Origin of the sequence: Zhenhengia sp. (assembly GCF_046966505.1) — a bacterium.
In the GTDB taxonomy this organism is placed as follows: Bacteria; Bacillota; Clostridia; order Lachnospirales; family Cellulosilyticaceae; genus Zhenhengia; species Zhenhengia yiwuensis.
The window spans coordinates 80,593-99,783 of the sequence record NZ_JBKVCH010000002.1 but is presented as its reverse complement, the minus strand read 5'-3'; the positions used below and the strand labels follow the sequence as shown (position 1 = coordinate 99,783).

Annotated in this window: 16 protein-coding genes; 14 read left to right on the top strand and 2 right to left on the bottom strand. The window is 34.5% G+C overall.

From position 1 onward, the window contains the following. The first annotated feature begins 15 nt into the window (after nt 1–15). From ACLTBU_RS02905 to ACLTBU_RS02870, 8 genes are all read left to right on the top strand, one after another. Nucleotides 16–1,941 carry a DUF5693 family protein gene (locus ACLTBU_RS02905; protein ID WP_412217477.1) on the top strand — a complete coding sequence of 642 codons (1,926 nt, stop codon included), beginning with the start codon at nt 16–18 and terminating at the stop codon, nt 1,939–1,941. Beyond that, the gene (csaB, locus tag ACLTBU_RS02900; protein ID WP_249332630.1) at nt 1,920–3,002 is read left to right on the top strand and encodes a polysaccharide pyruvyl transferase CsaB; all 1,083 of its coding nucleotides are present in this window, start codon (nt 1,920–1,922) and stop codon (nt 3,000–3,002) included. Before ACLTBU_RS02905 ends, csaB begins: the two co-directional genes overlap by 22 nt. A 9-nt stretch (nt 3,003–3,011) precedes the next feature. After that, nucleotides 3,012–3,749 (top strand): WecB/TagA/CpsF family glycosyltransferase, encoded by a 738-nt coding sequence (locus tag ACLTBU_RS02895; RefSeq protein ID WP_177670772.1) that lies wholly within the window; start codon nt 3,012–3,014, stop codon nt 3,747–3,749. Nucleotides 3,750–4,017: 268 nt separating this feature from the next. Further along, a complete protein-coding gene (locus ACLTBU_RS02890) occupies nt 4,018–5,136 on the top strand; it encodes an ABC transporter ATP-binding protein (protein WP_177670774.1) in 1,119 nt (372 codons plus the stop codon). Between the two features lie 180 nt (nt 5,137–5,316). Next, nucleotides 5,317–6,414 carry a PucR family transcriptional regulator gene (locus tag ACLTBU_RS02885; RefSeq protein ID WP_177670775.1) on the top strand — a complete coding sequence of 366 codons (1,098 nt, stop codon included), beginning with the start codon at nt 5,317–5,319 and terminating at the stop codon, nt 6,412–6,414. Between the two features lie 15 nt (nt 6,415–6,429). Then, nucleotides 6,430–7,137, top strand: a complete 708-nt coding sequence (ftsE, locus tag ACLTBU_RS02880) for a cell division ATP-binding protein FtsE (protein ID WP_177670777.1) — start codon at nt 6,430–6,432, stop codon at nt 7,135–7,137. Next, nucleotides 7,106–7,999, top strand: a complete 894-nt coding sequence (gene ftsX / locus ACLTBU_RS02875) for a permease-like cell division protein FtsX (RefSeq protein ID WP_177670779.1) — start codon at nt 7,106–7,108, stop codon at nt 7,997–7,999. Before ftsE ends, ftsX begins: the two co-directional genes overlap by 32 nt. 10 nt (nt 8,000–8,009) lie before the next feature. Then, entirely contained in the window at nt 8,010–9,137 is a 1,128-nt protein-coding gene (locus ACLTBU_RS02870; RefSeq protein ID WP_412217470.1) for a murein hydrolase activator EnvC family protein, read from the top strand. Nucleotides 9,138–9,298: 161 nt separating this feature from the next. Here ACLTBU_RS02870 and ACLTBU_RS02865 read toward each other — a convergent pair whose 3' ends face one another. After that, on the bottom strand, nt 9,299–10,198 hold the full coding sequence (locus tag ACLTBU_RS02865) for a transposase (protein ID WP_412217467.1): 900 nt from the start codon (nt 10,196–10,198) through the stop codon (nt 9,299–9,301). A gap of 106 nt (nt 10,199–10,304) precedes the next feature. Here ACLTBU_RS02865 and ACLTBU_RS02860 point away from each other — a divergent pair, with 106 nt between their 5' ends. The 3 genes from ACLTBU_RS02860 to ACLTBU_RS02850 all read left to right on the top strand — a co-directional run bounded on the left by ACLTBU_RS02860 (nt 10,305) and on the right by ACLTBU_RS02850 (nt 13,575). Beyond that, nucleotides 10,305–11,528: a S41 family peptidase gene (locus ACLTBU_RS02860; protein ID WP_412217464.1), complete on the top strand. Its 1,224-nt coding sequence runs from the start codon at nt 10,305–10,307 to the stop codon at nt 11,526–11,528. Nucleotides 11,529–11,589: 61 nt separating this feature from the next. Further along, entirely contained in the window at nt 11,590–12,753 is a 1,164-nt protein-coding gene (locus ACLTBU_RS02855; protein ID WP_177670787.1) for a S41 family peptidase, read from the top strand. A 15-nt stretch (nt 12,754–12,768) separates the two neighbouring features. Next, the gene (locus tag ACLTBU_RS02850) at nt 12,769–13,575 is read left to right on the top strand and encodes a hypothetical protein (protein ID WP_412182306.1); all 807 of its coding nucleotides are present in this window, start codon (nt 12,769–12,771) and stop codon (nt 13,573–13,575) included. A gap of 345 nt (nt 13,576–13,920) precedes the next feature. Here ACLTBU_RS02850 and ACLTBU_RS02845 read toward each other — a convergent pair whose 3' ends face one another. After that, nucleotides 13,921–14,742 (bottom strand): hypothetical protein, encoded by an 822-nt coding sequence (locus tag ACLTBU_RS02845; protein ID WP_337528592.1) that lies wholly within the window; start codon nt 14,740–14,742, stop codon nt 13,921–13,923. A gap of 163 nt (nt 14,743–14,905) precedes the next feature. Here ACLTBU_RS02845 and ACLTBU_RS02840 point away from each other — a divergent pair, with 163 nt between their 5' ends. The 3 genes from ACLTBU_RS02840 to tkt all read left to right on the top strand — a co-directional run bounded on the left by ACLTBU_RS02840 (nt 14,906) and on the right by tkt (nt 18,880). Then, nucleotides 14,906–15,544: a hypothetical protein gene (locus tag ACLTBU_RS02840; RefSeq protein ID WP_177670792.1), complete on the top strand. Its 639-nt coding sequence runs from the start codon at nt 14,906–14,908 to the stop codon at nt 15,542–15,544. Nucleotides 15,545–15,560: 16 nt separating this feature from the next. Continuing rightward, entirely contained in the window at nt 15,561–16,601 is a 1,041-nt protein-coding gene (locus tag ACLTBU_RS02835) for an ATP-grasp domain-containing protein (RefSeq protein ID WP_412217460.1), read from the top strand. Between the two features lie 299 nt (nt 16,602–16,900). Beyond that, the gene (gene tkt / locus ACLTBU_RS02830; RefSeq protein ID WP_412217458.1) at nt 16,901–18,880 is read left to right on the top strand and encodes a transketolase; all 1,980 of its coding nucleotides are present in this window, start codon (nt 16,901–16,903) and stop codon (nt 18,878–18,880) included. Nucleotides 18,881–19,191: the final 311 nt, after the last annotated feature.

Here is a 19,191-nt window from a genome sequence, read left to right as displayed (position 1 = left end):
CATACGGAGGAAGAAATGAAAAATCAGACGAAAATTATAATAAGTAGTTTAATCATTTTATCCCTACTGATATGCGTATTTGTAGGTGTAAAACGTGTTAATGTGGAAAGTGATTATAAAGATATACAAATTGCTATTCGCTATAATGATATATTAAATATTGCGAAACAGACAAATGAACCAATTGAGAATGTACTGAAGAAGTTTAAGGACTTAGGTGCAAATGCTTTATTTGTAAGAGAAAATACAGTTATTCCTGCAGCAGGAAGCGACTTTATGAATTTTAAAGAACAAGGTAGAGCAACTGTCTATGAAGGTTATGAACTTGAAAAAGTATACCCAGATAGCGAAAATATTAAACGTTCTAACATCTATATCGAAGCTTACGACAAAGAGGCTTTTGATTTAATTTATAATAATTTAACGCTTAAAGGTATTAGTGCGTATAAAGCTGTTATTGATGGCGAAGATTATATTGAGTTAACAGTGCCTATGAGCATCTTAACATCATTAGGTGTAGGGTATAACTATGGAGACTTACAAATTGCCGCAGACTTAGGTTATGTGATTTTACCACAAGTTAAATCTTGGGACCATGTATCTGATGAATCTATTGCAAGCTTTATTGCGCAGATTGAAGCTATTCCTAACATAGGTAGTATCTACTTTGCAGATAGTAGTATAGTAGAACCAAGCAATTCTCAAATTATTGAAATGGTTAAAAAACATGGCTTAGGCTTTGTAGAGTTCTTTTCCGAAAAACAAAAAGGCTTTGGTAGCTTGGCAAAAGCAAGTAGTGAAAATGGTACAGCTTTCGGTGTAGAAAGACTTCATACTGTAACCGATGCACAAGTTAAACAATATACAACAGACGGACTTATGGATCGTTATATGTTAGCCCTTACAGAACGTAACTTACGTGTCTTCTTATTTAAGATGCCAAATACTTTAGATATTCAAAAAGATGCAAACTTCTTAGCAACAAACATTCAAACATTTAGAGTCTTAGCAGAGAGCAAAGGTTATACCGTAGCAGATGCTGTAGAGCCTTATAACTTACCAGTAGGTAACTATGTTTTAAGTATTTTAGCAGGGATTGCATCGATCTTAATGTTTGTTCTTCTATTAGATCACATGGAGATGATAAAGGTAGGTTATATCTTAGGTGCATTAGGTCTTATTGGATATGCAGGACTTCTTAAATTATCACCAAACTTAGGTCTTAAACTCATGGCACTCTTTGGGGCAGTTATCTTCCCAACTTATGGTGTACTGAGTATCTTAGATGTCAATGAGCGTTCTATGAAGGATACTATCTTAACCTTCCTTAAAGTATGTGCCATTTCATTTGGTGGTGCCCTTACTATTATTGGTACGATTTCTCGTACAAGCTTTGGCTTAGGCATTGATATTTTTGCAGGTGTAAAAGTAGCCATGCTTCTTCCTATTGTTCTTGTTGTAGCGATTGCTTACTACCAACGACATGGCTTAGATTTTAAGTATTACAAAGAGCTTTTAAGTAACAAAGTAACTTATCTTGCATTAGGTTTACTTGGAATTGCAGCTGTTGGGCTTATGATTTATACATCAAGAACAGGTAATACAGGCAGTATTTCAAGCTTTGAACTTGCCTTTAGACAGTTCCTTGATACAACACTTGGTGTAAGACCAAGAACAAAAGAGTTCTTAATTGGACATCCAGCTATGATTATTATGCTTTATTACGGTTATAAAGAAAAATATATTCCATTACTTGTACTCGGTATTATTGGTCAAATTTCTTTAGTTAACACTTATGCACATATTCATACACCTGTTATGATTTCTCTCATAAGAAGTGCTTACGGTATTGTATTTGGCCTAATAATTGGTATGATAGCAATATATGTGATTAAACTATTAGGCAAGGTGATGAATAAATGGATCGTAAAAAATCAGTAGTTATTTCAGGCTATTACGGTTTTAACAATATTGGGGATGAAGCAGTACTTTCATCCATTGTTACAGCACTTCGTAAGCATATACCAGATGTACACATTATAGTATTATCTAACGCACCAAGTCAGACAAAGGCTTTTTATGGTGTACAGGCCATTAATAGATGGCAGATTAAAGAGATTGCAAAAGCTATTAAAGCAAGTGATTTACTTATTAGTGGCGGCGGAAGTCTGCTACAAGATGTAACAAGTAATAAGGTTATTCCTTATTACCTAGGCATTGTTAAAATAGCTCAGTTCTACAAAAAGCCTGTAGTGTTCTATTCACAAGGCGTAGGTCCGGTTGCTAAAGGTCTAGGTAAATGGCTCGTTAAAACAGTAGGGAATAAAGTAACTCAAATTTTTGTAAGAGATGAAGGGTCTAAAGCCCTTCTTGAAACAATAGGTGTAAAGAAAGCACCGATTACAGTTACCATAGATCCAGTACTTGGTATTAAAGCTAAACCAGAACTTGTGGATAAACTTGCACCAAATCTTGTAGCAGGCAAAAAAGTAGGGATTTATATTAGGCCTTGGAAAAATGACAAGGAACTTGTGGATAAGCTAAAAGAGGTATCAAAATATATAGTAGATAGGGGATATGACCTTTATCTTATGCCAATGTATCATAAGGAAGATCTAAGTATTTCAGAAGAGCTTGCAAGTGATCTTGGTGAACATGTTCATGTCATTAGTCAAGAAATGACTATTGATGAAGTAGTAGCTTATACATCTCAGTTTGATTTTATATTAGGTATGAGACTACACAGTCTCATTATGGCTCATGCAGTAGGTGTGCCAATGATTGGTCTTTCTTATGACCCAAAAGTTGCAAGCTTCTTAAATGAAGTGAATGCGCCATATTGTGTAGATGTGGATAACTTAAATGTTACAAGACTTAAAGAATATATTGATAGACTTGTGGATAATTTTGAAGAGGAAAAAGAACGTATTTTCAAAATGAACCAAAAGAAAGAACAAAAAGTAGAATTGCCAGCAGAATATATTAAGCAGCTGCTTGGTTAGGAGGTAAACATGAGAGATACTATTAATGTTTTAGATGTCCCAGTAGACCGTATCACCATGGAGGAAGCAACAAGACGTATCAGTGAATTTGTAAACTCTACAACGTATCATACTGTTATTACTCCAAACCCTGAGATTGTCATGCTGGCAAAGGATAATCCAGAGTTTAAAGCCGTTATGAAACGTGCAGATTTAATTGTGCCAGATGGGATTGGTGTTGTACTTGCTTCAAAAATTTTAAAAAATAGTTTACCAGAGCGTGTAGCAGGATTTGACCTTGTGCAAAATACAATGAAGCAAGCTGTGGATAAAGGATATCGTTATTATTTCTTCGGGAGTAAACCAGGAGTTGCTGATTTAGCAGCGGAGAAAATGCGTAGCACTTATCCTGGTATTCAAATTGTAGGGACACATGATGGATATTTTACAGAAGAGGATATTCCAGCTATTATTGAAGAGATTAACAATAGTAATGCCAATATTTTACTTGTAGCATTAGGGGCACCAAAACAAGAATTATGGATGGATAAATACAAAGATCAGCTGCCTCATATTAGGGTGGCTATTGGTGTAGGAGGTAGCCTTGATGGTATGGCAGGCGTTGTAAAAAGAGCACCTGAGTTCTTCCAAAAAGTAGGCCTCGAGTGGTTCTATCGCTTAATGATGCAACCAACACGTGCAAAACGTATGTTGGTGCTTCCTAAATTTGTTATGGAAGTCTATAAAGAGAAGTACCATAAAAAGTAACAAAATTATGGGGAAGTTAATGCATTTACGGTGCAGGTTAGCTATATGGAGTAGAATATGACATAAAAACATGCTTAGGATTGAGGGTATTTCCAATAAATGTAAAATACTTTTAGGACTATTAACTAAAATAAAATTAGGGATTTTAGAGAAATAGCGAATAGCATGGACTCCTAAAATATAGTATATTTATATTATTAAATAAGTATTGTGTTTTTGCACATAGGTAATCACAAATAAGATCACATTAAGCCAAGGGGGAAAAATCATGGCAGAATTAAAATTAAATAATATTTACAAACGTTATCCAAATGGATTCGTAGCAGTAAAAGATTTCAATCTTCATATTCAAGATAAAGAATTCATCATCTTCGTAGGTCCATCAGGATGTGGTAAATCAACTACATTACGTATGATTGCTGGTCTTGAAGAAATTTCTTCAGGTGAACTTTGGATCGGTGATAAATTATGTAACGATGTTGCTCCAAAAGATCGTGACATTGCGATGGTATTCCAAAACTACGCTTTATACCCACATATGTCAGTATATGACAACATGGCTTTTGGTCTTAAACTTCGTAAAACACCTAAAGACGAAATTGAACGTCGTGTTACAGAAGCTGCTAAAATCCTTGATATTGACCAATGCTTAGATCGTAAACCAAAAGCATTATCAGGTGGTCAAAGACAACGTGTTGCTATGGGTCGTGCTATCGTTCGTGAACCAAAAGTATTCTTAATGGACGAACCTTTATCAAACCTTGATGCAAAACTTCGTGTACAAATGAGAACAGAGATCTCTAAATTACACCAAAGACTTCAAACAACATTCATCTACGTAACACATGACCAGGTAGAAGCTATGACACTTGGTACACGTATCGTAGTATTAAAAGATGGTATCATCCAACAAGTTGATTCACCAACTAAATTATATTCAAAACCAGAAAACTTATTCGTAGCTGGTTTCATCGGTTCACCACAAATGAACTTCGTTGAAGCTAAAGTAGTAGCTAACGGTTCAGATTTAGCTCTTGCTTTCGGAAATGCTACAGTTGCATTACCACAAGAAAAAGCTGAAAAATTAAAAGCTGGTAACTACGTAGGTAAAGAAGTTATGATGGGTATCCGTCCAGAACATATGGCAGATATGGAAACAGTAGGCGATCATGAAAAAGCTAAATTCGCAGTTATTTCTGCTACAGTAGAAGTAACAGAAATGCTTGGTTCTGAAACATACCTTTACATGGTATGTGAAGGCCACAATGTAACAGGTCGTGTTAACCCAAGCTGTAAAGCTAAACCAGGTAGCACAATTGCTATCGGTATCGATACAACTAAAGTTCATATCTTCGATATTGAAACACAACTTACAATTACAAACTAATTTATTAGTGCATAAAAAGCCTGCTCGTAAGAGTGGGCTTTTTTTAATAGTTTCTAAAAAAGGTGTAAATTTATTGATAAAAGGAGGCTAGCCACTTTTTTTTTATACTAAAATAGGATAAAATAAGATATAATGCGATAAAACTATTTTAAATTGATAACAAGTTGGGAGCTGATAGATGTGATTTCGAATCAAATTTTACAAAACACCATTGACGGCCTTAAGAATATTACAAGACGTGATTTTAATATACTAGATGCTGAAGCCAAAATTGTAGCAACAACTATTGAAAATGGTACAACAGAATATGTACCAGAAGTAGAAGCTTTCATTAATTCACATGCAGATAGTCAAGAAATGCAAGGCTTACATTATTTTAAAATTTATGATGAATATTTAGTAGAATATGTACTTGCTGTAAGTGGCGCAGATGATGAAGCTTATAAATTAGGTAAGCTTGCTGCGTTCCAAATTAAAAGCTTACTTGTAGCTTATAAAGAAAGATTCGACAAAGACAACTTTGTAAAGAACTTACTTTTAGATAATCTTTTATTAGTAGACATTTATAGTCGTGCTAAAAAATTACACATTGAAAATACTGTACCACGTGTAGTAATTTTAATTGAATCTAACCAAAGTAAAGAAGGCAATATTTCGGAAGTATTAAGAAATATTTTCCCAGATAAATCGAGAGATTTCGTAACAGCAGTAGATGAACGTAGTGTAATTTTAGTAAAAGAAGTAAATTCAGGGGAAGAAACAGAAGTAGATACTTACTCAAAAATGATTTATGATACATTAACTGCAGAAGCTATGAGCAACGTGCATATTGCAGTAGGTACAATTGTATCTGATCTTAAAGATGTTTCTAACTCTTATAAAGAAGCAAGTATGGCACTTGAGGTAGGTAAAATCTTCAATTGTGAAGATCATATCTCAACTTATTCAAAATTAGGAATTGGTCGTATCATTTATCAATTACCATTACCACTTTGCAAAATGTTCATTCAAGAAGTCTTAAAAGGTAAAAAAGTAGAAAACTTCGATGAAGAAACACTTATGACTGTAAATAAGTTCTTTGAAAACAGTCTGAACGTGTCAGAAACATCAAGACAACTTTATATCCATAGAAATACACTTGTGTACCGTTTAGATAAACTTCTTAAAATGACAGGTCTCGACCTTAGAAAATTCGACGATGCTATTGTATTTAAGATTACAATTATGGTAAGCCAGTACATGGAATATATGGAGAGACAAAATACTGGGAAGCTATAAAGTGGGGGGAGCCAAATGATTTACTTAAATAATGTCTCTAAAACCTATCCTAATGGAACAGTAGGGATTAAGCCCACTTCACTAAGTATTGAAAAAGGAGAATTTGTCTTTATTACAGGAAATAGTGGTTCAGGCAAATCCACCTTACTTAAACTTATGCTAAAAGAGATAGAACCTACACATGGTAAAATTAGTATAAATAATAAAGAGATTACCAAGCTAAGACGTAGACAAGTTCCGTATTTAAGAAGAGACATTGGAGTTGTTTTTCAAGACTTTAGGCTTTTGCCAAATAAGACAGTCTATGAAAATGTAGCATTTGCTATGCAAGTTGTACAGGCAACTAATAAAGAGATTAGAAGAGCTGTGCCCGTTGTACTTGGACTTGTAGGATTGGCTAAAAAAGCAAGATGTTACCCACATGAACTTTCAGGGGGGGAACAGCAACGTACAGCCATTGCACGTGCTATTGTCAATAATTCGCCTATTTTGATTGCAGACGAACCGACAGGAAATTTAGACCCAGCAACATCATGGGAGATTATGACCTTGCTTCAAGACATTAATCTAAGAGGGGTTACAGTTATTGTGGCAACACATGAGAGAGAAATTGTAAACGTGATGAAAAAACGTGAGATAGAAGTAAATAGCGGTATGATTGTAAAAGACATCTATGAGGAGGGCTATGAGGATGAAATGGAATACCATCAAGTATCTCTTTAAAGAAGGGATTCTTGGGCTATGGAAAAATCGTCTTATGGCACTTGCATCCGCAGGGACTATAGTGTTGTGCCTCCTCATTTTAGGTATGTCCTACTCCATAGCTAAAAATATTGAGTATATTATGCATCAAGTAGAGACGCAGCTAGGCATTTCTGCTTATGTTAATGAAGAAATAGAGGAAGCAAGGCTTACAGAGATTGCAGCTCTCATTAAGAATATGCCTCATGTCAATGAGGTGACTTATGTATCTAAAGAAGATGCGCTTAAAACTTTCGCGCAGGGGCAAGAAAACGATACGCTGTTTGAGCAGTTTAAAAATGATAATCCATTACCAGCTTCTTTTGAAATTAAAGTAGATCAAATAGAAAATCAAGATCAAGTTGTAGCCAAATTAAGTGCAGTACCAGAATTACAAGTAGAATACTTTAAAAATGAGTCTAAGATTTTTATGAATGTGAATAGATCTATTCAGCTTGTATCTACTGTTATTATTGGATGCTTAGTTATTATTGCACTTCTTTTGATTACTAATACCATTAAGTTAACTGTCTATGTAAGACGTAGAGAGATTAATATTATGAAGTATTTAGGCGCTACAGATGCCTTTATCCGCTTACCTTTTGTAGTGGAAGGTGTGCTTATTGGGATTATTGGCTGTATGATTCCTATCTATGCTATTAAAGAAGGGTATCAGTTCTTGATAGAGGTTATGGGAGATTCATTAGGAAGTTTTATGGGTGGAATGCATCTTGTACCTAGTGCACAAATTATGCAAGGGCTTGTTCCTATCTTTGTTGCTATTGGTGTAGGGATCGGCATGATAGGCAGTGCGATCGCCATCCGTAAACACCTTAAGGTATAGGAGGCATAGAATGAAACGAAATGAATTAGTCGTATGGATGACTATTATTGCGGTAAGTATTATGCCACTTCAGGCTTCAAGTATAAGCAAGAAGAAAGACGAGCTAGAGGCTGCTCAGCAAAGCATTAAAAATTCCAAGAATCAGCTTGAACAAGTAGAAGCAGAAAAAGCGCAGCTAGAAAAAGAAGTAGATGCGCTTGATAGAAAGATTATAAATGCTGAAGAAAAACTTTTAGCCATTGAAAAGGATATGGCAACAAAGAAAGCTCAGGTACAAAAAGCAGAAAATGAATTAGCCGATGCTATAAAGAAAAAAGAGTATCAGTATGAAGCTACAAAAGAGCGTATGGCTCAGATGTATAAAAATAAAAAATCTGGCTACATAGAGCTGATTTTTTCATCAGGAAGTTTAGGTGAGTTGCTTAATCGTACTAAATACATAAAAGTTATTTCGGAATATGATAATCAGCTTTTAGAAGAATATAAACAGCAAGAAAAAGTGATTGAGAATAAAAAGCAAACACTTGAACAAGAAGAAGCTGAAATTAAGAAACTATATGCTAACCAAAGCTCAGCTATGAAAGAATTAGAAAGCATGCGAGCAGATAAAAATGCTAAAATTAAGGCGAAAGATTCTAAGGCAAATAGTTTAAATGCAGAAATCGATGAGATGGAAGCTATTTCTAAACAGTTGGAAAAAGATATTAAAAGGCTGACGGAGAATAGCACAGTAAAATATAGTGGTGGAAAGTTTGAATGGCCTGTGCCAGGATACTATAGAATAAGTTCAGAATATAATCCACGTGAAAATCCTGTACTAAAGATTCCAGAGTTTCATCAAGGTATTGATATACCCGCGCCATATGGCAAACGCGTTAATGCAGCAGCAAGCGGTAAAGTTATTGTAGCTGGCTGGGTAAATGGATTTGGTAACACAGTTATGATTGATCACGGAAGCGGTATTGTAACTATATATGGACATAATTCCTCTGTAGTAGTTGATGTAGGTGATCAAGTAAGTAAAGGTCAACAAGTAGCCAAAATTGGCAGCACCGGACGTTCTACAGGTAATCATTGCCACTTTGAAGTCCGCATCAACGGCAGCCACACCTCCCCATGGAATTATTTAAAGAAATAGGGACGGTTCATAAAGATTAATAAAAATATACACTATTAGAATGAAAAATTTAGGATGAGTGCAAAATTAACATTCTTAAATGTATATGAAGGAGTTAAGATATAAATTTGAACATAGGAAATAAACCTGTATGAGCAGTAAGCTTATAGAGGTTTATTTTTCTATTGAGCATTAAGATGGATAAAATCTTCAACAATAGAAATATGGCTTGCAAGATATACGCCGTGATTAATAAGAGAAGATATACGTGATATAGAAATATTACCAAGCAACTTACTAATAGCTTTATGGGATAGATTTGAAAAGGCATGGAGCATAAAACAAGTTAATGCACGTAAGGTTGTATATTCATGAGAATACTTCATATAAATATACTTAGGAGAAACATTAAGATAGTGAGCTACATAGTTAATAATAAGATCTGGGGATAATAGGCGGGGAATGTACGTTCTGGTAGTATTAGATTGTGACATATAGAAAGGAATTTCGACATCTTTAATAATAGAAGTATCTATATCATGACTAATAAAGCTATAATATTGTTTTTTGTTTATAGTTTGATTTAGTCCTAATAAGGTGACTAAAAAAGAAGAATCGAGAATTTTAAATCGATTGCAACCTTGCATGTAATCAATTAAACTATTATAAGGATAGTCTATTAATTTATTATCCTTACCTAAGAGATCTTTGGGATTGGCATGAATATAAGTACATACATTAATGAGGTATTTAGTAGAATCAATGATTTTACTTTTAAATCGGTCCTGAAACACAGGACCACGACGATTATATTTATTATTGTAATGGATAGAGTAGCAAAGATTTAGGTAATGCATAACTTTAGAAATGTCACTCCCAAAACAATCAATAACTAGATGAGCATGTGTATTCATAAGTGCAAAAGAATAGAGTTTAAAGTTAAATTTAGCCTTGGCCTTTTTAATAAGGGCTAAGTAAATTTCTTTATCCTCTGTATCATTAAATAATTGAATTTCTGAGATAGAATGAATCATAATATGAAACATACTGTTATTAGTTTTAATACGTGCAACTCTAGGCATATAAAGGAATTCCTTTCTATAAAAGATATTAGAGTATTACCAAGAAATAAGAGAAAGATTCAATAAATAATAAAAATGGATGAACCGTCCCTAAGGAGGTAGGCTAGTGGAGAAAAGAGGATGGATGGGTGTTGGCGCTGGTATTTTAGTTGGGGTTATAAGCGTTGGCACTTTATATGGAATAAGTTATTTAAATAGCAATGGTCAAGGTGGAGTTATAGCTGATTTTCAGAAGGGGCCGGGGCTATTAAATAAGAGTGCTTATAATCAAACGAAAGCTAAGGCGCTTAGTGAGGTTATTCGTACAGCATATATTGGCGAAAGTAATAATGAGGATATGATTGAGGGAATTTATAAAGGCTATGTGTATGGTGTAGGCGATGGTTATACGACTTACCTAGATGCCGATAACTTCAGCAAAGAAGAAACAGAAGAGCAGGGAAATTATATTGGTACAGGCATTCGTTTCACATGGGGGATTACGAACCAACATTTAGTCGTAACGGATGTAGTGCCTAACTCTCCTGCTGATCAAGCAGGTATCGTAGTAGGAGATAAAATCTTTGAAATTGATGGCATCAAGGCCATGGGCTCTAACGATACAAAAATCTATGAAAAGTTAGCCTATACAGGAAACAATCCGGTCGAATATGTGTTTATGAATAATGAGGAGACTGAAACCAAAACGGTTCAGCTTGTAGTAGATGTAGTAGAGGTTAATCTAATTGACTCTAAGTTACTAAAAGATCATATTGGTTATATTGAGCTAAGCGGCCTGGTAGAGGATACACCGAATTTATTAAAGCAATCTATTGATCAATTGCTTAGTGACGGTGCTACACAGCTGATTTTAGACCTTAGAAGTGCGTCAAGTAGCAACTGTGAAGCTGTACAAGCTTTGACTAATCTTTTTATCGGTAATGAAGAGGTCTTTTCTGTAAAGAACAAAGATGGTTCAGTTACGCCTTATAGTACTACAGAAGCTCTTTATGATATACCGCTAGTAGTCCTAACGAGTACATTTACTGAAGGTGTTATAGAAGCTTTCCCAGCAGCTGTGCAGGCTTTTGATAGAGGCCTTGTAGTAGGTGACAAGACAGCAGGAAATGGCACAACACATATACGTGTTCCTTTAGAAGATGGCTCAGGCCTTTCTATCACTACAGGTATTGTATTAGATGCTACAGGTAATCAGATTATGGATGAGGGCATTACACCAGATGTTGCACAGAAAACTACTACAGATAATACATTAGAACTTGTTACAACAGGTATGTTAAAACTAGAGAATGACGTTATAGTGCAAAAAGCAATAGAGGTACTAAAATAAGGATAAGAATTTACAGTTTGACGTAACCTATCATTAATTCATTTTAAGGATGTGATACAAAGTGAAACAGAAAAGTTTTATAAAAGGTACAGCAATTGGCTTTGTATTATCAACAACTATCTTATTTGGGATGACAGTATTTGCAGACAAATATGATTTTATTGATAAAAAGATTGAAGTCATTGAAAAAACATTAGACAAATATTATGTTGGTGAACTGGATAAGACAGCGATGGAGGAAGGCATTTATAAAGGGCTTGTATCTTCTGTGGGTGACCCGTATACTACTTATTATACAAAAGAAGAATTTGACAGTATTATGGAAAAGACAAGTGGTGTCTATGCAGGAATTGGTGTACAAATGATGGTTGACCAGACAGATAATACTATTCTTGTAACAGATGTATTTGAAGGTTCTCCTGCAGAAAAAGCGGGTATGTTATCAAAGGATAAAATTGTAGGAGCAGAAGGGCAGCCCCTCACAGGAGATGACTTTAATGAAGCACCTAAAATTATTAAAGGTAAGCCAGGAACAAAAGTTACTGTGACTGTCTTTAGACCTTCAACCAATGAAACATTAGATTTAGAAATGAAGCGTGAAAATGTCATTTATCCTTCAGTCTCACATAAAATGTTAGAAGGGGATATCAATTACATTAAAATTAGTTCCTTTGAAGAGCTTACCTATGACCAGTTTAAAGAAGCATTAGATGAAGGTACAAAAGCTAACGCTGAAGGGCTTATTATTGACCTACGTGATAATACAGGTGGTCTTTTAGATGTAACAGTTCAAATAGTAGATGAACTCATTCCAGAAGGAGTTATTGTCTCAACAAAAGATAAAAATGGTAAAGTCAAAGAAATGACTTCAGATGATCAGTATGTAGATATACCTATCGTAGTACTTGTTAATGAAAGAAGTGCAAGTGCTTCAGAAGTTTTATCAGGGGCTTTAAAAGATCATAATAGAGCTATTCTTGTAGGTAATCGTACATTTGGTAAAGGTATTGTGCAAACCATTATGCCGCTTACAGATGGATCAGCTATTAAAGTAACAACTTCTCAATACTTTACTCCAAGTGGTGTGTGTATCCAAGGAGAAGGTATTGAACCAGATTATAAAGTGGATTTAGCACCTGAACTTATGATAAAAGCTAAGTTAGAATACAATGAAGACTTACAGCTTCAAAAAGCTGTAGAGGTATTAAGAGAGCAGATTCAATAAGGTAGGGGGCTAACTATGACGGCTTTTGTACAGTATGCTATACTGTATATGGCTAGGAAAATGGGGCTCATATTAGGAGACCCCATTTTTTTTATTATGGTCTTATATAGCATAGTTGTGTACAAAAGACAAATAGAAAAGATAAAGGGAAAAATCCCTTTCAAATATTTAGTCGGTGCAATTGGACAAGATTTGATAGTAGGGATATTCATAGGTATTATAGGGAGCTATCTTCTATCTTATAAGGGAATCAATTTTGAAGTAGATACTAATATTCTAGTTTTAATACCTATTGCCTTTTTACTCATTATGATACACCCGAGATTTGGTTGCTTTTCTTATGTGATTCCAGTAGCTTTTATGATCGAAGGAGTAATGCGGATTATAGGGAAAAATTTCTATCAACTCAATTATCCCATGCTCGTTAGCCTGGTTGGAATCTTACATATTATAGAAGGTTTACTGGTTATAGCAAGTGGCTGGCATCATGCTTATAGCGTACCTATTTATGAGAATAAGAAATTAGTCACTTATAAGATGATGCGACATATATGGATTGTGCCTTTATTTTTTAATCTATTAGGCACATCAACGGTTGTACCTCTTTATGCACTACTAGCCTATGGAGATCATGCTAAAGTACGTTCAACTAAGGCACAGTCCTTCCTTACAGGGTGTCTCATCCTTACATTTGGGCTTATTCTTACTTTACTTGGTTATTACATACATCCAAAAGGTTTACAGGCTAGTGGCATTATCCTGCTTATGCCAGTGTTACATGAACTTATTTTTATGGTAGAAGAGTACTGCAATAAGAAATAAGAAGTAGGCAAGAAGATAAGGACTAAGTAAGAGGATAAGAAGTAGGCAAGAAGATAAGGACTAAGTAAGAGGATAAGAAGTAGACAAGAAGATAAGGACTAAGTAAGAGGATAAGAAGTAGACAAGAAGATAAGGACTAAGTAAGAGGATAGGAAGCAGGCAGGAAGATAAGAAATACGTAGTAAGATAAGTAAATAAATAATAGGGTAAGTAATAAAGAATCAATAACTCACTAATAACTAATAAGAAAAGGGAGTGCTACAAAACTGGTATAAACTCGTTTTATAGCACTCCCTTTAGAATGTTCATTTCTTATTAAGCGTACATGTCCGTGTGTAAGATAATTTATTTTACATGCTCATGGTCTCTTAGATGATCCATGCAGTATTCATAGTTACCGTTACATTTTGAGCAGTATCTAAATTCCATATCTGGATCATCTAATTCTGTTTTACCACAGACATGACATTTGTGGAAAGCTACTTTAATAGGTGCACGTTTTTCTGCATCTAATTCACGTTTAGCAGCTCTAAATTGTTTTTGCCCTGCTAGCCCTTTACGACGTAATTTCTGATGCTTAAGTGCTGGATACGCAAAGAAGATGAAGTATCCAAGCAAAGAAGAACAGATTAAAGCAATTGTAGGAAGACCACCAGTAAGCATTTGCATACCTAAAATCACAAAGTAGAAGACTAATAAGTATTTTGCCTTAAATGGTATAAAGAAGTATAAATAAAATGTTGCATCAGGCATAAGTGTAGCAAAGGCAATAAATAAAGATAAATTAATGTAGTAAGCAAGAGAAAGTAATCTAATATCGAAGATAAAACATACAGCAATTGTCGCAATAATACTAGAGAAGTAAAATACATTGAAGTTAAAGCTTCCGATAATACGTTCAATCTGATTGCTAATAGAGTAATAAATAAAAAGCATTAAGATAAACCACAGTGGATTGAAGTCATCTGGTACAAAGATAAAGGTAATAAGTCTCCAAACTTGTCCAGATAAAATTAAATCTCTATCAAATACAAGTGCACTTAAAATGCCTGGACCTAGTAAATTAACGGCTAAAAACACGATAGCTTGTAAAGATAAAATATACAGCATCAAATTGGGAATAGCATATTTACCAAACTTTTTTTCAAGCTTATATAACCATTGCATAATGATGAAAAGTCCTCCTTAAAAATATTTAAAGTACATACCATGTACATATGGTATAATTATAGTATTAAATTATGATAGTAATATAAATAATTCTGCTTCAAGTATAGCATAGGAAAAAATGAAGTAAAAGAGGGAATAAGAGAAGAAGGAGTAGTATACAATGAAAACAAATAAAGAAAAGTTTAAGAGTATGAACAGCAAGCAAAAACTAGAGTATATCTGGGAATATTACAGATTTACTATATTAGGTACAATAATAGGTGTACTTTTAGTAGGTAATCTGGTCTATACTATGCTTAAGCCAAAACCTAATTTTGATAATCACCTTATTGTAACAGCTATGATGACCCTTGATACAGATAAAGAAGAATTAGATAGGGCTTACTTCAAGGAAAACTTTAATTCAGATATTTATTATATTCCTGCAGACTGGAGTGTGACAGACCAAGCAACGATTGTAAATGACCAAATGATGATGCTGAAAATACAAGTACGAGAAGCAGATGTTTTTGCTATGTCTCAGGCACGTTTTGACAGATATATGGAGATAGAGGGCTTCGATCCATTTATGCCACTTGAAGAAGTACCAGAATTTAAGCCAATACTTGAAGCACATAAAGACCATCTTCTTACAGCTAAAGGTGCAGAAGATGGCAAAGAACACGTTTATGGTATTAAAATCGAAAAGTCTAATGCCTTCCAAGGTGCTACCATTTTAGAACCTCTTGTAATTTCACTAATCAACCCACCTAAAAATATGGAAAAAGCTTTAGAGGTGGTTAATTACTTACTTCAATAAAGATGGAGGAACAAAGATGAATCAAATAGAAACTTTAGGTATTGTAGGAGGCAATCTCCTTGCCAATATGATTTGTATAGAAGCTAAAAAAAGATGTATTAAAACAGTTCTTCTGGAACCTGAACTTAATAATATAGCAGGGGAAACTTGTGATACACATATTACAGCACCTATTACAGAAGATACGATTAAAAGACTTGCTCTTAAAACAGATGCTATTATTTTATGCACAGGTAATCCACCTGTTCTATCATCCAAATTTATGAAAGAGCATGTGATTTACCCAAGTGGTGACGGTTTACAACTTATAGGTAACCGTGTGCATCAGCTTACAGCAGCTGAGCTTTGTGAGGTACCTACACCTAAGTATTATCACCAAAATAACAAGCTTACATTCTTTAAACAAATGGAACAAATTGAACTTCCTTTTAGACTGTATCAAATTTATGAAAATCGTTATGATGTACTTGATGTATACACAAAAGATGATTTAGAGAATTTCTTATTTGAAATCGATGAGTCTGCTATTGAATGGCTTATTGAGGAAATCAATGATTATGATAGGTTCTTAAGTATTACAGCATTAAAAGCTGGAGATAAGGTATGCACTTATCCAGTACAGGAAGAAGTTTTAAATGATGAAGCTGTGAAATACATTTATATGCCAGCAGATGTTTCAAAGGCCATGCATACAAAGCTTTCAAGATATGCTAAGAAAATTTTAAAAGATAGTGAGACAGAAGGCCTATTTACCTTTAAATTTGGCGTTAAACGTAACCGTCAAGTAGAGCTTATGTATATTAATCCAGGTATTACAGTAGGTGATATTGCTACAAATCATTACACAGATTTATCCGTTTATGAGCAGTTCCTTAATTTAATTCAAGGATTACCTATAAAAGATGGTGAAGTCATTAAGCCAAGCACAACAATAGTAATTAAAGAAGAGGATACAAAGAATATTCCTAAATTCCCATATCATCACTATCATTTAGATCGTTATAATAAACTGCCAGTCAGTTTATATATAAGTGAAAGTGTTATAAAAGAAGATTAGAATAATGTCTTGGCAAGTGGAAATAGAAGAGACTCTCATATGACTTATAATTAAGTTAAGTGAGAGTCTTTTTTGTATAATTAACCAGCAGCTATATTTTCTGAGATTTATACAAATAATAAAAGCATTAGTTATAGAGATAAGCGAAGTGAATACAAAGGTCTGTCTTTAATAAAAAACTCATAAAGAGTAGAAAAAGGGAAACTTCTGTTAAAACTTGTATACAATATGAACAAAGCATATTATAATGAAAAATAGGTATATGAATAGCTGTATGTATTTTAAGGAGGAAATTTTAAATGAATTTAGTAGACCAAAAGACAATTAACACTATCCGTATTTTGTCCGCCGAAGCCATTCAAAAAGCGAATTCAGGACATCCAGGTTTACCACTTGGTTCTGCGCCAATGGCTTATACATTATGGGGCAAACATTTAGTACACAACCCACATAATCCAAAATGGGCAAATAGAGACCGCTTTGTATTATCAGCAGGTCACGGTTCAGCATTACTTTACTCTTTACTTCACGTATTTGAGTATGGCCTTACAATAGAGGACCTTCAAAACTTTAGACAAGAAGGAAGCCTTACACCAGGTCATCCAGAATACGGTCATACAGTAGGTGTAGAACTTACAACAGGACCACTTGGACAAGGGATTGCATCAGCAGTAGGTATGGCTATGGCAGAACGCCACTTAGCAGCACACTTCAACAAAGAAGGTTATGACGTTGTAGACCATTATACTTATGCTTTAGTAGGTGATGGCTGTCTTATGGAAGGTATTAGCTACGAAGCTGCATCACTTGCAGGATCATTAGGTCTTGATAAATTAATCGTATTATACGATTCAAATAATATTACAATCGAAGGAAATACAGATATCGCTTTCACTGAAAATGTAAGAGCACGTTTTGAAGCACAAGGATTTGCTACATTCTTAGTAGAAGATGGTAATGATATAGAAGCCATTTCAAATGCTATTACAGCAGCAAAAGCATCTGGTAAACCAAACTTCATTGAAGTGAAAACACAAATTGGTTATGGTTGTCCTGCTAAACAAGGTAAAGCAAGTGCACACGGCGAACCTTTAGGAAATGACAACATTGCTGAAACAAGAAAATTCTTAAATCACCATGATGAAGCATTCTTCGTAGAAGACGAAGTTAAAGCAAACATCAAGGCAATCAATGAAGAAAATGCAGCTAAAGAAGCAGCATGGAATACACTATTTGAAAACTACGCTAAAGCTTACCCAGAACTTGCAAAAGAATGGGCAGCATGGCATAGCGACAAAGAAGTAAGTCTTGAAGAATTATATGCAAACTATGCAGATACTTCAAAAGCACTTGCAACTCGTCAAACATCCTATGAGATTATTAACCAAATTGCTAATAAAGTAGAGAACTTTGTAGGTGGTTCAGCTGACCTTGCACCTTCTACAAAAACATATATGGAAGGCAAAGGTGATTTCCAAAAAGATAGCTACGAAGGACGTAACCTTCACTTTGGTATCCGTGAACATGCTATGGCAGCTATCGCAAATGGTATGGCTGTACACGGTGGCATGAAAGTATACTGTTCTACATTCTTTGTATTCAGTGATTATATGAAAAACTCTATGAGACTTGCAGCACTTATGAACTTACCAGTTTCATACGTACTTACACACGATAGTATTGGTGTAGGGGAAGATGGTCCAACACACCAACCAATCGAGCAACTTGCAATGCTTCGTAGTATGCCAAACATGGTTACAATCCGTCCAGCTGATGGTAAAGAAACAGTAGCTGCTTGGGAATATGCATTAAACAGCAAAGACCATCCAGTATCACTTGTTCTTACACGTCAAAACTTACCATATCTTGCTGGTACAGGTACTAATGTAAAACGTGGTGGATACATCATTGGTGATGTAGCATCAAAAGATGCAGATATCATCCTTATTGCTACAGGTTCAGAAGTACAACTTATTGAAGCAGCAGCAAAAGAGCTTGCTAAAGAAGGCATTAAAGCAGCAGTTGTAAGTATGCCATCTACAGATTTATTCGATATGCAAGATAAAGCATACCAAGAAGAAGTACTTCCAAAAAATAAAACAAAACGTATTGCAGTAGAAGCAGCAAGCTCATTCGGCTGGCATAAATATACAGGCTTCGAAGGTGCAATCATTTCTATGGACACATTTGGTGAGTCAGCACCAGCTGATCTTATCTTCAAAAAACATGGATTTACTGTAGAACATGTTATGAAAGTAGCTAGAGAAGTACTTGCTTAATTAAAACATTTATAAAATCAAATAAGATAAAAATGAAAGAGTGAATAAAATCCTTCCTTATAAGAAGGTTTATTCGCTCTTTTTTTATAATCTAGTAAGGTTATACTTTTCTACGGATATAAAGGATTCAAAATAAATATGTCCACTTTTTTTAATAGTATCTAAGAGGAGTGTTTCTTGTCACTAAAGAGAATCTAAGATTATTTAGCGAAAGAAATAGGGGGCATAGATAAATTCTTATTAAGAAAAGGTTTACTTTATAGAATAGCTATGGAGTTATTTTCTTATTTTTGATGTATAAACATAAGTGT